Origin of the sequence: Haliea sp. (assembly GCF_040222615.1) — a bacterium.
GTDB lineage: Bacteria > Pseudomonadota > Gammaproteobacteria > Pseudomonadales > Halieaceae > Haliea.
Genome location: NZ_JAVKCQ010000162.1, coordinates 1 through 13,922 on the forward strand (window position 1 = coordinate 1; position 13,922 = coordinate 13,922).

Annotated in this window: 14 protein-coding genes; 12 read left to right on the top strand and 2 right to left on the bottom strand. The window is 64.9% G+C overall.

Translation table 11 applies throughout. From position 1 onward, the window contains the following. A partial coding sequence (locus RJQ10_RS13205) for an alpha/beta hydrolase family protein (protein WP_350147336.1) occupies positions 1-1,044 on the top strand: 1,044 nt, incomplete at its 5' end. A gap of 13 nt (positions 1,045-1,057) precedes the next feature. Here the strand turns inward: RJQ10_RS13205 and RJQ10_RS13210 are convergent. Continuing rightward, positions 1,058-2,467 (bottom strand): DEAD/DEAH box helicase, encoded by a 1,410-nt coding sequence (locus RJQ10_RS13210; RefSeq protein ID WP_350147337.1) that lies wholly within the window; start codon positions 2,465-2,467, stop codon positions 1,058-1,060. Positions 2,468-2,580: 113 nt separating this feature from the next. Between RJQ10_RS13210 and RJQ10_RS13215 the strand changes: the two genes are divergently transcribed. After that, complete coding sequence (locus RJQ10_RS13215) at positions 2,581-3,552, top strand: quinone oxidoreductase family protein (RefSeq protein WP_350147339.1); 972 nt, start codon at positions 2,581-2,583, stop codon at positions 3,550-3,552. Next, the gene (locus RJQ10_RS13220; RefSeq protein WP_350147341.1) at positions 3,549-4,148 is read left to right on the top strand and encodes a GNAT family N-acetyltransferase; all 600 of its coding nucleotides are present in this window, start codon (positions 3,549-3,551) and stop codon (positions 4,146-4,148) included. Before RJQ10_RS13215 ends, RJQ10_RS13220 begins: the two co-directional genes overlap by 4 nt. Before the next feature lie 19 nt (positions 4,149-4,167). Here the strand turns inward: RJQ10_RS13220 and cysK are convergent, their stop codons facing one another. Further along, positions 4,168-5,136: a cysteine synthase A gene (cysK, locus tag RJQ10_RS13225; protein WP_350147343.1), complete on the bottom strand. Its 969-nt coding sequence runs from the start codon at positions 5,134-5,136 to the stop codon at positions 4,168-4,170. Positions 5,137-5,541: 405 nt separating this feature from the next. Here cysK and gspC point away from each other — a divergent pair, with 405 nt between their 5' ends. From gspC to RJQ10_RS13270, 9 genes are all read left to right on the top strand, one after another. Next, positions 5,542-6,579 (top strand): type II secretion system protein GspC, encoded by a 1,038-nt coding sequence (gene gspC, locus RJQ10_RS13230; RefSeq protein ID WP_350147345.1) that lies wholly within the window; start codon positions 5,542-5,544, stop codon positions 6,577-6,579. 36 nt (positions 6,580-6,615) lie between these two features. Further along, a complete protein-coding gene (gene gspD, locus RJQ10_RS13235; RefSeq protein WP_350147347.1) occupies positions 6,616-8,643 on the top strand; it encodes a type II secretion system secretin GspD in 2,028 nt (675 codons plus the stop codon). Further along, positions 8,643-10,154 carry a type II secretion system ATPase GspE gene (gene gspE, locus RJQ10_RS13240; RefSeq protein WP_350147349.1) on the top strand — a complete coding sequence of 504 codons (1,512 nt, stop codon included), beginning with the start codon at positions 8,643-8,645 and terminating at the stop codon, positions 10,152-10,154. The genes gspD and gspE overlap by 1 nt, the downstream gene beginning before the upstream one ends. Before the next feature lie 15 nt (positions 10,155-10,169). Further along, positions 10,170-11,390 (top strand): type II secretion system inner membrane protein GspF, encoded by a 1,221-nt coding sequence (gene gspF, locus RJQ10_RS13245; protein WP_350147350.1) that lies wholly within the window; start codon positions 10,170-10,172, stop codon positions 11,388-11,390. Between the two features lie 4 nt (positions 11,391-11,394). Next, a complete protein-coding gene (gene gspG / locus RJQ10_RS13250; RefSeq protein ID WP_350147353.1) occupies positions 11,395-11,844 on the top strand; it encodes a type II secretion system major pseudopilin GspG in 450 nt (149 codons plus the stop codon). A 4-nt stretch (positions 11,845-11,848) separates the two neighbouring features. Then, the gene (locus tag RJQ10_RS13255) at positions 11,849-12,469 is read left to right on the top strand and encodes a GspH/FimT family pseudopilin (protein ID WP_350147355.1); all 621 of its coding nucleotides are present in this window, start codon (positions 11,849-11,851) and stop codon (positions 12,467-12,469) included. Continuing rightward, entirely contained in the window at positions 12,456-12,884 is a 429-nt protein-coding gene (gene gspI, locus RJQ10_RS13260; protein ID WP_350147357.1) for a type II secretion system minor pseudopilin GspI, read from the top strand. The genes RJQ10_RS13255 and gspI overlap by 14 nt, the downstream gene beginning before the upstream one ends. After that, complete coding sequence (gene gspJ, locus RJQ10_RS13265) at positions 12,877-13,521, top strand: type II secretion system minor pseudopilin GspJ (protein ID WP_350147359.1); 645 nt, start codon at positions 12,877-12,879, stop codon at positions 13,519-13,521. The genes gspI and gspJ overlap by 8 nt, the downstream gene beginning before the upstream one ends. Then, on the top strand, positions 13,502-13,922 hold a 421-nt coding region (locus tag RJQ10_RS13270; RefSeq protein WP_502880241.1), incomplete at its 3' end, for a type II secretion system minor pseudopilin. The genes gspJ and RJQ10_RS13270, both read left to right, overlap by 20 nt.

A 13,922-nucleotide genomic window follows, 5' to 3' on the forward strand; every position in this document is an offset into this window, starting at 1 on the left:
CGACCATCGGCACCCTGCCCAGGCCGCCGGCGGGTGCGCAGTGGGCGGATGCGGGTACTGGCACGGGGGCTGGGCGGCAAGCAGCTGGGACGTCCCTACGCGGGTGCGGATTACGCCACCGGTGGCCAGCACTTTGCGTACACTGCCGGCAGTGCCGGTGCCCCGGCGGAGCTGGTGGCGGGACGGATAGGCAGCGAACGTCGGCAGCCCTTGACCGCGCTCAATGACAATCTGCTGGGGCACAGGTCTCTCGGCGAGGTACGAGAGCTGTCCTTCAGTTCATCTCACGACGGTCGCGAAATCCAGGGTTGGGTGGTTCTGCCACCAGGCTTTGATCCGGCGCGCAAGTACCCCATGATCCTGGAAATACACGGGGGACCCTTCGCCAATTACGGGCCGCGTTTCGCCGCGGAACTGCAGCTGTTTGCGGCAGCAGGCTACGTGGTCCTGTATATCAATCCCCGCGGCAGTACCGGCTATGGCGAGGAGTTCGCCAACCTGATCCACCACAACTATCCCGGGGAAGACTACGATGACCTGATGTCCGGAGTGGACGCGTTGCTGGAGCTGGGCTACGTCGATCCGCAGCAGCTGTTTGTCACTGGCGGCAGCGGCGGCGGTACCCTGACTGCCTGGATCGTAGGCAAGAGTGATCGCTTCCGCGCCGCGGTGGTAGCCAAGCCAGTGATCAACTGGACCAGTTTCGTGCTCACGGCGGACCTGCCGAGTTATTTTGCCCGCTACTGGTTCGGCGAGATGCCCTGGGAAAATCCGGAGGCCTACTGGCGCCGGTCACCCCTGTCCCTGGTGGGCAACGTTTCGACCCCGACCATGCTCCTGACCGGGGAGGAGGACCTGCGCACCCCGATGGCGGAGACTGAACAGTATTATCAGGCACTGAGACTGCGCGGCGTCGATACGGCAATGGTGCGGGTCCCCGGCGCGGGGCACCTGATCGCCCAGCGCCCCAGCCAGCTGGTAGCCAAGGTGGCGGCAATCCTGGGCTGGTTCGAACGCTACCGGGAGCCGCCGGTGGCCAGCTGAGCCCACTGGCGCGTCAGTTCTCCGGTTCGCTGCGCCGTTTCTTCAGCGGCGCAAAGCCGTCGTTGGCTGGCTTGGGGCTGGCCTTGCCGCGGGGCTTGCCCTTGGCCTTGCGATCCCGCAGCCGGTCCTTCTTTTTTTCCTCTGCCGGCTTGCCGGACTTCTTCTTGTGGCCGGCGGCCTTGCCCGAGGATTTCATCTTCTTCGGGCCCGCGTAGCGCGCCTTCAGGCCAGGCAGGGCGCGCGGCTCCATTTCCAGGTTCAGGTAGCGCTGGATACTGATCATCAGGTTCCAGTCCGCGGCCGTTACCAGGGAGATCGCCAGGCCCTGGCTGCCCGCCCGGCCGGTGCGGCCGGTGCGGTGCAGGTAGTCATCGCCGCTGTAGGGCAGGTCATAGTTGATGACGGTGTCTATGCCTTCGATGTCCAGGCCGCGAGCCGCAAGATCGCTCGCGGTGACGATGTCGACCACCCCCTGGGTGAAGCGGCTGACAACCACCTTGCGCTCCTCGGTACTCATCTCGCCGTGCAGGCAGGCGGCGCGCAGGCCATGGTGCTGCAGCAGGCCGGACAGGCGCGCCGCCGTGGTGCGCTTGTTGGCGAACACCAGCTGCTTGCGGCCCCGGCTGTCCGCGAGGAGCGCCAGCAACAGCCGGTCCTTGTGCTCCTGGCCATCCGCGAGGATACGCTGATGGAAAATATCCTTGTGGGCGGTGCGGATCTCGCCGCAGTTCACCGATTCCGGTTCATGCTGCAGGCTGGCGCTGATTTCGCCCAGGCCCCTTGCGTGCAGGGTGGCCGACAGCATCAGGGTCTGGCGGTCGGCGGGGCAGTAGCCGGCGATCTTCAGCACATCCTCGCGGAAGCCCATCTCCAGCATGCGGTCGGCTTCGTCCAGTACCAGGATACGCAAACCACCGAGATCGGCGCGTTTCCGCTCGCAGTGTTCCAGCAGGCGCCCGGGGGTGGCGATGATGACTTCGGGATTCTTGCGCAGGAGTGACTTCTGGTATTTGAAGTCGGCGCCACCGGTCAGCGCATCGGCGCGCAGGGTGCTTTTACCCAGCAGCTGGCGACACTCCTTGAGCACCTGGCGGGCCAGTTCGCGAGTCGGCACCAGTACCAGGGCCAGTGTGCCGGCCTTGGGGGGCAGTGGGCCGGCCAGCAGCTGCTGCAGGGTGGGCAGCAGGTAGGCCAGGGTCTTGCCGCTGCCGGTGGGTGCGCTCACCCGGAGGTCCTTGCCCTGCAGCGCCAGCGGAACCACCTGCTCCTGCACGTCGGTAGCGGCGGTGTGCGCCAGCTCAGCCAGGGCGAGTTGCAGGCTGCGGTCGAGTTCCAGTTCTTCAAGCACGGTGTACGATTCCAGGGTGATGAGGGGAGCTGCCCTGCGTTGTGGCGACAGGCAGGCGCAGTGTACCACGCTCACCGCGGCTTCCCGCCCTGCAGTGCCAGATGCGCGCTGATCGTGCCTCGGGAGCGGGGGTTGTGGCACACTAGCGGGATCAGCAGGCGGTGGCGGTTACGCGAGGAAGGCGGTGCATGGGCAAGGCAGTACGGATAACGGCAACGGGTGGCCCGGAGGTCATGCAGCTGGTAGATGTCGATCCCGGTCCCCCCGGCCCGGGAATCGTGACGGTGGCCAACCGCGCCATCGGCCTCAACTTCATTGATACCTATCACCGCAGTGGCCTGTATCCGATCGCCCTGCCCAGCGGCCTGGGCTTAGAGGGGGCGGGAGTGGTCGCGGCGGCGGGCGAGGGCGCCGGGTTTGCGGTCGGGGACCGCGTCGCCTATTGCTCCGCCGGTCTCGGTGCCTACGCCGAGGAGCTGAACCTGCCCGCGTCGCGGCTGGTGCCCGTCCCGCCGGGCATCGATTTCGAGACTGCGGCTGCGGCACTGCTCAAGGGCCAGACCACAGAGTACCTGCTGCAGCGGGCCTTTCCCCTGCAGGCCGGGCAGACGTGCCTGTTCCACGCCGCCGCCGGTGGCGTGGGACTGCTGTTCGGGCAATGGGCCAGCAGCCTGGGCGCGACTGTTATCGGCACAGTGGGTTCACAGGAGAAAGCCGAGCTGGCTCGTGCCCACGGCTATCAGCATGTCATCAACTACCGCGAGGAGGATGTCGGGGCGCGGGTCCGGGAGCTGACTGCCGGTGCCGGAGTGCCGGTGGTCTACGATGGCGTCGGTCGCGACACGTTCCAGGCTTCGCTCGCCAGCCTCCAGGCCAGGGGGCTGCTGGTCAGCTTCGGTAACAGCTCTGGCAAGCCCGAGCCACTGGACCTGCAGGTCCTCGCTGCTGGGGGCTCGCTCTACGTGACCCGACCCACCCTGTTTACTTATACCGCCAGCACAGAGGAACTGCGCGCTTCCGCTGCCGCAGTCTTCGCGCAGATCCGCTCGGGTAGAGTGCGGGTCGGGATCAACCAGCGTTTTCCCCTGACGGAGATCGCCGCGGCCCACGCTGCGCTGGAAGGGCGTACCACCACGGGCTCCAGCGTGGTGCTGCCGTGAGCCTGCCGCTGGAACCTCAGGCCGGCACCCGGCCCCTGCGCGGAACCCTGGTCCGACTCGAGCCCCTGTCCCAGGGGCACGCCCAGGGCCTGTTCAACCGCGGGCGCCATGTCCCGGATTGGGAGTATATGCCGCGCAGCTGCTTTATCGACCTGGCGGATACCCGGCAGTGGATTGACGAAGCCCTTGCCGCTCCGGACCAGGTTCCCTGGGCGATAGTGGAAAATGCCAAGAACAAGATCGTCGGCAGCACCCGCTACCTGAATATCCGGCCTGAGCATCGCAGCCTGGAGATCGGCTGGACGTGGCTGGGCCAGGAGTGGCAGCGCACCGGCGTCAACACGGAGGTCAAGACCCTGCTGCTGGCGAATGCCTTCGAGCGCCTGCACTGCCTGCGGGTGGAGTTCAAGGTCGATGCCCGCAACCTGCGGTCGCAGCGGGCGCTGGAGCGCATCGGCGCCATACGCGAGGGAGTGCTGCGCAAGCACATGGTTGTGCAGGGCGATTTCTCCCGCGATTCAGTCTATTTCAGCGTCATCGACACCGAGTGGGCAGACGTCAAGCGGCGACTCGCGCTGCTGCAGGAGGGGCGTTAGCCGCGCTTCTGCCGCTGGCCTACTGCACCATCTCGTTGTCGCTGAACTTGCCCTCGAACAGGGCCGCGCTGAGGTAGCGTTCACCGGAGTCCGGCAACACCACCACCACCATCTTGCCCGCGTGCTCCGGCTCCCGCGAGATACGATCAGCGACCGCCATGGCGGCGCCGCAGGATACCCCGGCCAGGATGCCTTCCCGCTGCATGAGCTTGTGTGCCCAGGCCATGGCGTCCTCGTTGCTCACCTGCTCCACCCGATCGACCATTTCCAGATCCAGGTTGCGGGGCAGGAAGCCCGCGCCGATACCCTGGATCTTGTGCGGGGCATGGCTGGGCTCCTCGCCGGCTTTCGCGGCCGAGATCACGGTACTGCTGGCAGGTTCAACCGCAACGGTCAGTATAGCCTTGCCCCCGGTTCGCTTGATGTAGCGTGAGACGCCGGTGAGTGTGCCCCCCGTACCCACCCCCGAGACGAAGATGTCGACCTGGCCATCGGTATCCCGCCAGATCTCCGGGCCGGTGGTGGTTTCGTGGATTGCCGGGTTCGCGGGGTTTTCGAACTGCCTGGCGCCCCAGTATTTTGCCGGATCCGAGGTGATGATCTCCTCTGCCCGGGCGATGGCGGCGGGCATGCCCTTGGCGCCATCGGTCAGGATGATGTCGGCGCCCAGCGCCTTCATCAGTTTGCGGCGTTCCAGGCTCATGGTGTTGGGCATCGTCAGGATACAGCCGTAACCACGTGCGGCGGCGACAAAGGCGAGCGCGATGCCGGTGTTGCCACTGGTGGGTTCGACAATGGTCATGCCTTGGCGCAGGCTGCCATCCTGTTCAGCGGCGAGGACCATACTGGTGCCGATGCGGCATTTAACCGACATTGCCGGGTTGCGGTTTTCCAGCTTGGCATAAACGTTGCCGGTGCTTATTCGATTGATCCGGACCAGCGGGGTGCCGCCAATGGTCGCGGAATTATCCTGGAAAATATGGCTCATAAGGTGTCCCTGCGGGGCGGTTTTGCTCGTTGCAAGCGTATACAACCGGCCTTGCACTGTCCATGTGCTGCTACGGGCGATTTTTTTTACCCGGCAGTGGAACTGTGGGAACAACCGCTGGTCTGAAGTTACAGAGGTGGTGTGGCGTAGGCAATGGAGGTTTACGCCGGGTACAGCACTGCCATTGATTGCAACCGTTCAGGTCCTCAATCCCCCTTGTAGAGACTCCATCTCTAGACCGGCTTCCGAGCCGGTTTTTTTTTGCCCGGGTTTCCAGCCTGTCACGGTGCGGTCACAAAACCGCCATCTGACTGTCACAGTTTTATCTTTTAATGGCGCACCCTATAATCGGTGCACGTGTTCCAGCATCGCTCCCCGTGGGCGGGCACTATCCAGGAGAGGGCCTTGGCGGCTGATCGGCTAAGTTACCGCAGTATGGCGACCCGGATCCCGGAGTGGTTCCAGCTGGGCATGGCGTCACTGACGGAGCCCGCCAATAGCCGACGTTTGCGGTGGGCTCTGGTGATGCTGTTGTCCGTGTGGGCCCTGGCCGCGTTGGCGCAACTGTTCTGGGCCATTTTTCCGCAGCCCGACTCCCGTGCTCCCGGCGGGCAGATCATCAACCCGCCAGCACTCAGCTCCGCCGGCGGGGGCGCTGCATCCCCGGTTGATCTCAAAGCCCTGCGCGGCTGGCCCCTGTTCGGCCAGCCGGGTGCCGCAGTGACCGCCGAGCCGGAAGCGGAGACAGTGGCCGGTGTCGAGCGGGAGGGCATCGAGAAGGGCGCCAGGGAGACCCGTCTGGACCTGGTTTTGCGGGGTATTATCGCGTTCAGCGCAGACGGCACCGGCAGTGCGATTGTCGAGCACCGCGGTCAGCAGAATGTCTACAGGGTGGACGATACGTTGCCGGTATCGGGCCGCGTGACCCTGGCCAAGGTCATGCCGTTCCAGGTGGTACTGGACAACGCCGGCACCTATGAGCTGCTCACGCTGTATCAGCCCAGCAGCCTGGATGCGCAGCTTGCGGGCATGCCTCCGGTTGTTCCCGCGGGCTCCCTCGGTGCGCCACCGCCCACCGCCCGCGTCATCGACAAGCGTGCGGATGAGGTTACCACGGCCCTGGCACGCGAGTATCGCGAACAGCTGTACCAGGACCCGCAATCCCTTGCGGAGCTGGTGCGGATCGCAGCGGTGCGTGACGGAGGCGAACTGCAGGGCTACCGGTTGACGCCCGGGCGCGATCGGGAACAGTTCGAGCGCCTCGGTTTTCGCGCCGGCGACCTTGTGGTGGCTGTCAATGGCATGCCTCTGTCCGACCCGGCCAACACAATGCGCTTGTATCAGGCCATGCGCTCCGCCAGTGAAGCTTCTTTTGACCTCCTGCGCGGCGGCGAAGCAGTCGCCGTGAATGTCAGCCTCAGTGCCGGCGCTGGCGAACAGTGATAGAGTCGGGACACATCAGGTGAGGATAGTTATACAGTGAGAATCATATCGCGGGCGCTGCGGGCCCCTCTGTTGTTGTTGCTCGTTACGCTGGGCTCCGGAGCCGCGCAGGCCCAGGATTTCACTGTGAACCTGAAAGAGACCGATATCCAGGAACTGATCAAGTTCGTGGCTGAAGCCACCGAGACGACCATCGTGGTAGACCCCGCGGTCAAGGGCAAGGTCAAGGTGGTGTCCTCCAAGCCGGTGTCCCGCAGCGAGCTCTACGATCTGTTTCTCTCCATCCTGGAGGTCCACGGCTATACGGCGGTGCGGTCCGGGGGCGTGGTGCGCGTGATCCAGAGCAAGGATGCCCGCTCCGCACCGGTGACGGTGCGCGACGATGACGATCGGCGGGGCAACGATGAATATGTCACCCAGGTCATGCGGCTGCAAAATATTTCCGCCGCGAAATTGATTCCGGTACTGCGACCACTGGTGCCGCAGCAGGCACATATGGCGGCCTACGCCCCCAGCAACGCAATCATAATTTCCGATGTCGCGTCCAACATCGATCGAATCGCGGCAATCATTGAGCGCATGGACCGTACCGCGGTGCAGGAGACAGAGGTCATCAAGCTCAAGTACGGGGTCGCCGACGACGTGGTCCGGATGCTTGAGCAGCTCAACAAGTCCGACGCCCAGCAGGGCACTGAAGTGGAGGTGCTGCTGGTGGCGGACTCCCGCACCAACAGTGTCCTGGTCAGTGCGGATGAGCTGGAGCGGGCCCGCATGACACGCCTGATCCGCTACCTGGACACACCGCTGGAACAGAGTGGCAATGTGAAGGTGATCTACCTGCAATACGCCAAGGCCGAGGACATTGCCGAAGTGTTGACCCGCGTGATGCAGAACATCACCCGGGTTGACGGCGCTGAAGGCGGGCGCCAGCGCAGCAACAGCAACAGCGCCACCATTGAGGCGGACAAGCATACCAACGCACTGATTATCACGGCACCCACCGATGAAATGGCGTCGCTGGAGGCCGTAATTACCCGTCTGGACATCCGCCGGGCGCAGGTTCTGGTTGAGGCCATCATTGTCGAGCTGGAAGTTCGCGATGGTCAGGACCTCGGCCTGCAATGGCTGTTCGCCAATAACGATGGTTTCTTCGGCAGCAATATCAATACCGCCGACGCCCGCGCGCAGCGTATTGCCGGCGCGATCCTGCCGACGGATGGCAGCAGCGATGGCGCCACCACCACCGGTGATTTCGATGTGGGAGCCCTGGCAGGTGCCCTGGCCCAGTCCTCGGGCCTGTCCCTGGGCTGGGGGGTGATCGACGACGACCTGTCCATGACGGTCATCCTCAATGCGCTCAAGGAGCAGTCCAATGCCAATATCCTGTCCACACCCAGCCTGCTGACCCTGGACAACCAGGAGGCGTACATCACCGTGGGCCAGAACGTGCCCTTCGTGACCGGTTCCTTCACCAGCACCGGCACCGGGGACGGGGCCCAGAATCCGTTCCAGACCATTGAGCGGCAGAACGTGGGGATTACCCTGAAGGTGACACCGCATATCAACGAAGGCGATTCAGTGGTGCTGGAGATCTCCCAGGAGGTGTCCAGCCTGAGCAACACCTCCGCGGTGCTGGATGCCTCGGACCTGATTACCAATGAACGCATCCTGCAGACCAAGGTATTGGCGGCCGACGGCCGCGTGGTCGTGCTGGGCGGGCTGATCAAGGACGATGTCCAGGACGGCAGCCAGAAAGTGCCGCTATTGGGCGACCTGCCGCTGCTGGGGCGTCTGTTCCGGACCGATGCGGTGTCGGTGGTAAAGACCAACCTGCTGATCTTCATCCGCCCGACCATCATTCGCGATGACCAGCAGCTGGCCGGCGCCACCGCCGACAAGTACCGCTATATCCGCGACCAGCAACTGCTGCGGCGTGAGCGCGGCCTGATGTTCCTGGATGACCAGTACGTGCCGGTGCTGCCGGAATGGGAAGAGCAGATCCGGCAACTGGAGGCGATCCGGGACGAAGCGCAGGCTGCGCCCGCCGCTGCGGGGGGACGCTGATGGCCGTGGCGGGTGCCCCTGCCGCCGGCAATCGTGAGGGGTTGCGGGCGTTGCCATTCGGGTTCGCCAAGCAGTTTGGCGTGCTGGTACACGGCCGCCCCGGCGGGGTCGTGGTCAGTTGTCGCGCCCAGCCGGGGTCCCAGGTGCTGCTGGAGCTGCGGCGCTGGCTGGGTGCTCCCTTCACCCTGGAAAACGTGTCCGAGTCGGAGTTTCAGCGCCAGCTGTCCCAGGCCTACCAGCGCGACAACAACGCCGCTGTGCAAATGGCGGAGGATATCAGTGCCGATGTGGATCTCAGCCGCCTGGCGGAGGAAATCCCCGACGCCGGCGACCTCATGGACGCCGAAGACGACGCCCCTATTATTCGCCTGATCAACGCCATCCTCTCCCAGGCGGTGCGCGAGCAGGCTTCGGATATCCACATCGAGACCTTTGAGGAACGCCTCAGCGTGCGCTACCGGATAGACGGCGTGCTGGCTGAAATCCTGTCTCCCAAACGTATGCTGGCACCGCTCCTGGTGTCCCGTCTCAAGGTCATGGCCCGTCTCGATATCGCCGAAAAACGCGTGCCCCAGGATGGGCGGATTTCGGTGCGCATCGCCGGCCACGCGGTGGACATCCGCATGTCCACCATGCCTTCCGCGCACGGCGAACGGGTAGTGCTGCGCCTGCTGGACAAGCAGGCAGGGCAGCTGGAACTGAAGCAGCTGGCCATGAACGAACAGGTGCTGGCGGGCTACGAGAAGGCGCTGCACAGCCCCCACGGCATTATCCTTGTGACCGGGCCCACCGGTTCCGGGAAAACCACGACGCTGTACGCGGGCCTGTCGCATATCAACCAGACCAGCCGCAATATCCTCACTATCGAGGATCCGATTGAATATATGCTGCCCGGGGTCGGCCAGACCCAGGTGAACCCGAAGGTCGACATGACCTTTGCCCGCGGCCTGCGCGCCATCCTGCGCCAGGATCCGGATGTGGTGATGGTAGGGGAAATTCGCGACCTGGAGACTGCCGAGATCGCGGTGCAGGCGTCCCTGACCGGTCACCTGGTGCTCTCCACCCTGCATACCAATACCGCTATCGGCGCAGTTACCCGCTTGCAGGATATGGGGATCGAGCCGTTTCTCCTTTCCTCCAGCTTGATCGGCGTTATGGCCCAGCGGTTGGTGCGGCTGCTGTGCAGGGACTGCAAGCAGGCCTACGAGCCTTCGCCGGCGGAGCGGGCGCTGCTGGGGGTGGACCCGGCGGTCGGGGGGCGGCTGGAAATCTGCCGGGCCGTGGGCTGCGAGCAGTGCAATTTCGGCGGTTACCGCGGGCGCACCGGGATCTACGAACTGATCGAGATCAACGACGCCCTGCGGCTGATGATTCACGCGGGGGCGAGCGAGCAGCAGATGCTGCAGGAGGCGCGCAAACTGTACCCCGGCATCCAGGAGGATGGCCGCCGGCGGATTCTGGCTGGTGAGACCAGTATCGAAGAAGTGCTGCGCGTTACGGCAGTGAACTGAGTGCGATAGCGGGCGATGACGGCATATCGGTATCGGGCACTGAACCCGGGTGGCAAGCTGGTCAAGGGAGTGCTGGAGGGCGACTCGGAACGCCAGGTGCGCAGCCAGCTGCGCAGCCAGAAGCTGCGGCCGGTGGAAGTGGCGGTCGCCAATCGGCAGACCGCGAGCCCGTCCCGATTCAATCTCGCTTTCCTGCAACCGCGTATCAGCGTGTCGGAATTGGCCCTCGTCACCCGCCAGCTCGCCACCCTGGTGCAGTCCAACCTGCCGCTGGATGAGTGTCTGCAGGCAGCCGCAGAACAGAGTCGCAAGGGGCGTACCAAAGGGCTGCTGTTGCAGGTTCGTTCGCGGGTGGCTGAAGGCCATACCCTTGCCTACGCCATGGGGGAGTTTCCCCTGGTGTTCAATGAAATGTACCGGGCCATGGTCAACGCGGGAGAGCACGCGGGCTTCCTGGGGCCGGTGCTGGCACAGCTGGCAGACTACAACGAGCAGCGCCAGTATACGGCGCAGAAAATGAAGATGGCGATGATCTACCCCTTTATCCTGGTGGGGGTGGCCGTTGCTGTCGTCGTGGCACTGATGGTGTTTGTGGTGCCGGAGCTGATCGGGATTTTCGCCCACACCAATCGCGAACTGCCGTTGCTCACCCGGGGCCTGATTGCCGCGAGTGACTTCTCCCGAGACTATGCTCTGTGGGTGCTGGTGGCGGTGGTCGCTCTGGTCATCGGCGTGCGCCGCTGGCTGCGTCCGCCCACCCGTCGCCGGCGCTGGCACGGCCTGCTGCTGCGATTGCCCGGTGTTTCCCGCCTGGTGATCGCGGTGGATACCGCGCGCTTTGCCTCTACCCTCAGTATCCTCATGGCCAGCGGCGTGCCCCTGCTGCAGTCCCTGCACATCGCCGGTCAGGTCCTGACCAATCTGGTATTGCGAGACGACAGTGCCCGGGTGGCGGAGCGGGTGCAGGAAGGCAGCAGCCTGCACCGCGCCCTGCGCGAGAACGGCCGGTTCCCGCCGATGATGGTGCACATGGTGGCCAGCGGTGAAACCAGCGGCGAGCTGGAAACCATGCTGCAGCGCTCGGCTACCAATCAGGAACGCGAACTGGAAATGACCCTGGGGACGATGATGAGCTTGCTCGAGCCGCTGCTGGTCGTCTTTATGGGGGCGATGGTACTGGTCATTGTCATGGCCATTCTGTTGCCTATCTTTGATCTCAATACAATGGTGCGATAGCGATATGAAACAAATGACACGGACAAGGCCAGCGCAGGTCGGCTTTTCACTGGTGGAGATTCTGGTGGTGCTGGTCATCATGGGACTGCTGATCAGCGTGGTGGCGCCCACGGTTCTCAATCGGGCTGACGAGGCTCGTATCCAGAAGGTCTACGCCGATTTCAAGGCCATAGAGACCGCGCTCAAGATTTACCGGCTGGACAATTATCTCTATCCCTCCACTGAGCAGGGCCTTGAGGCATTGGTGACGCCCAGCAATCTCGATCCGCAACCCCGCAATTTCAAGGCCGGCGGCTATTTGCAGGAGGTACCGCTGGATCCCTGGGGTCGCCCCTACCTGTACATGAGCCCGGGGGAAAACGGCGAAGTGGACATATACAGCCTCGGTGCGGATGGCCTGTCCGGCGGCGAAGGCCAGAACGCGGATATCGGCAACTGGAAAGCAGAGGACTGAGCCGGTGAGCCGCCTGCCACCGGCGGCCCGAGCGGGATTCTCTTCCTCCAGCGCGGGAGGGGTGAGGGCGCCCGGGGGATTCAGCCTGCTGGAATTGCTGGTAGTGCTGTTCGTAGTGGTGATCATCACGTCCCTGGCGACCCTCAATGTCGGCTCCGGCAACCGGGAACTGCGCCTGGACGCGCAGGTGCGTGACATCCAGAACGTGGCCCAGTTTGCCCTGGATGAGGCCCAACTGTCGGGGCGCGACCTGGGTCTGCTCCTGTTCCTGGATAGCCGTGGCCCGGAGACCCTGTTCGGCTACGACTGGCGGGAGCGGCGGCCGGAGGGCTGGCGCCGGCCGCAGGTCGCCAGCGATGTCTTCGTCGAGCAGACCTTGCCGGTGGAAGTGGTTCTCTCGCTGACTCTCGAGGACGTGCCTGCAACGGAGCTGCTGCCGGCGCCGGTGGCGCCGGAGGCGGCACCGCAGGTGGTTTTCTACGCCAGCGGCGAGGTTGTTCCCGGCGAGCTGGAGCTGCGCAGCCGGGACAGCGGCGCAGTGCTGTGGCGCTTGCAATGGGACCTGCTGGGGCGGATGACGCTGCTGCGGCGCGGGGAGCCGGAAGATGGGCTTGACCGGTCCTAGCCCGCGGCGCCCGCCGCAGCGCGGCTTCACCCTGGTCGAAGTCATGGTGGCCCTGGCTGTGGTGGCCCTGGCGCTGCCGGCCCTGCTGTTCGCTCTGTACCAGCAGGTGGACGGTGCGGGCTATCTGCGCGACAAGTCCCTGGCGCAAATGGTCGCCAACAACAAACTGGTGGAGCTGCGTCTGCTCACCGTCGCCCGGTCGGGCCTATTCAGCGGTGTCGACAGCGGCGTCGAGGAGTTGGCGGGGCGGCAGTGGCACTGGCGCCTGGAGAGCAGCGCGACCCAGGTGCAGTCCTTCTACCGGGTGGAGATTGAAGTGCGCGAGGGCGAGGAGGGCGAGGGGCGACCGCTGCACACCCTGGTCTCGTTCATGTTCGCCGTCCAGCCCGCGGCCGGGGAGGTGAGCGGTGGGTAACAAGGGCTTTACCCTGGTGGAAGTCCTGATTGCCCTGGCCATTACCGCTTTCGTGGCGGCGGTATCCTACAGCGGCCTGTCGGCGGTGATCAGCGGGGTGGAAAGCACGCGGGCAGTGACCGAGCGCACGTGGGAGATCAATCGGGCCCTGATGATTGTCAGCCGCGACCTGCGCCACTTCGTCGAGCGGCCGATACGGGACGAGTTCGGTGAGGAGGAGCCGGCGCTGGTGGGCGGGCGGGCGGCGCGGTTCATGCTGAGCTTCACCCGCAGCGGTTGGCACAATTCCGCAGAGCATCAGCGCAGCAATTTGCAGCGCGTCAACTACCTGTGGCTGGAGGACGCGCTGTGGCGGGAGAGTTATCCGGTGCTGGACCGGGCCTCGGTGACGGAGCCACAGCGGGTATTGCTGCTGGCGGGTGTGACGGGGCTGCGCCTGTCGTTCCTGGATTCTGCGGAGTCCCTGCGCCCTGGCGCGCGGGGCACCGTGGTGGAGACCCGCAACTGGCCGGAGAACTGGCTGGCGGACACCAGCCAGCCAGGCGTCGCGCTGCCCCCCCCGGCGGCGCTGGAGCTGGTCATCGAACTGGAGGACCTCGGCGAGCTGAGGAGTCTGCATGCACTGCCGCCGCTCTGAGTTGCGCCTGCCGAACCCCCAGCGCGGTGTCGCCCTGGTGGTGGCGTTGCTGGTGTTCGGGCTGTCAGCGGCCCTTCTGGTCGCGATGCAGAGCGAGTTCACGCTGTTCTACCAGCGCGGGTCCAACCTGTTTGTAGCCGAGCAGGGCCAGGCCTACCTGCGCGGTGCCGAAGAACTGGCAACCATGGCGCTGGTGATGGATCACGACGCCGATCAGGCCCGGGAGCAGCCGCGGGATGATCTCACCGAGGTCTGGGCCCAGCAGGCAACGCCCTACCCCCTGGACGAGGGCGGCTGGCTGGTCGGCTCCCTGGAGGACCTGCAGGGGCGCTTCAACCTGAATACCCTGGCCGCCGGCCTCGCCGGCTTCGACGCGGGCGGAGAGAACGCCCGTTTTACCC

Bases quoted from the DNA above. Each gene is read 5' to 3' on its own strand.
- gspF (WP_350147350.1), top strand. From the start codon at position 10,170: ATGACGGCATATCGGTATCGGGCACTGAACCCGGGTGGCAAGCTGGTC.
- gspE (WP_350147349.1), top strand. From the start codon at position 8,643: ATGGCCGTGGCGGGTGCCCCTGCCGCCGGCAATCGTGAGGGGTTGCGG.
- RJQ10_RS13215 (WP_350147339.1), top strand. From the start codon at position 2,581: ATGGGCAAGGCAGTACGGATAACGGCAACGGGTGGCCCGGAGGTCATG.
- gspG (WP_350147353.1), top strand. From the start codon at position 11,395: ATGAAACAAATGACACGGACAAGGCCAGCGCAGGTCGGCTTTTCACTG.
- cysK (WP_350147343.1), bottom strand. From the start codon at position 5,136: ATGAGCCATATTTTCCAGGATAATTCCGCGACCATTGGCGGCACCCCG.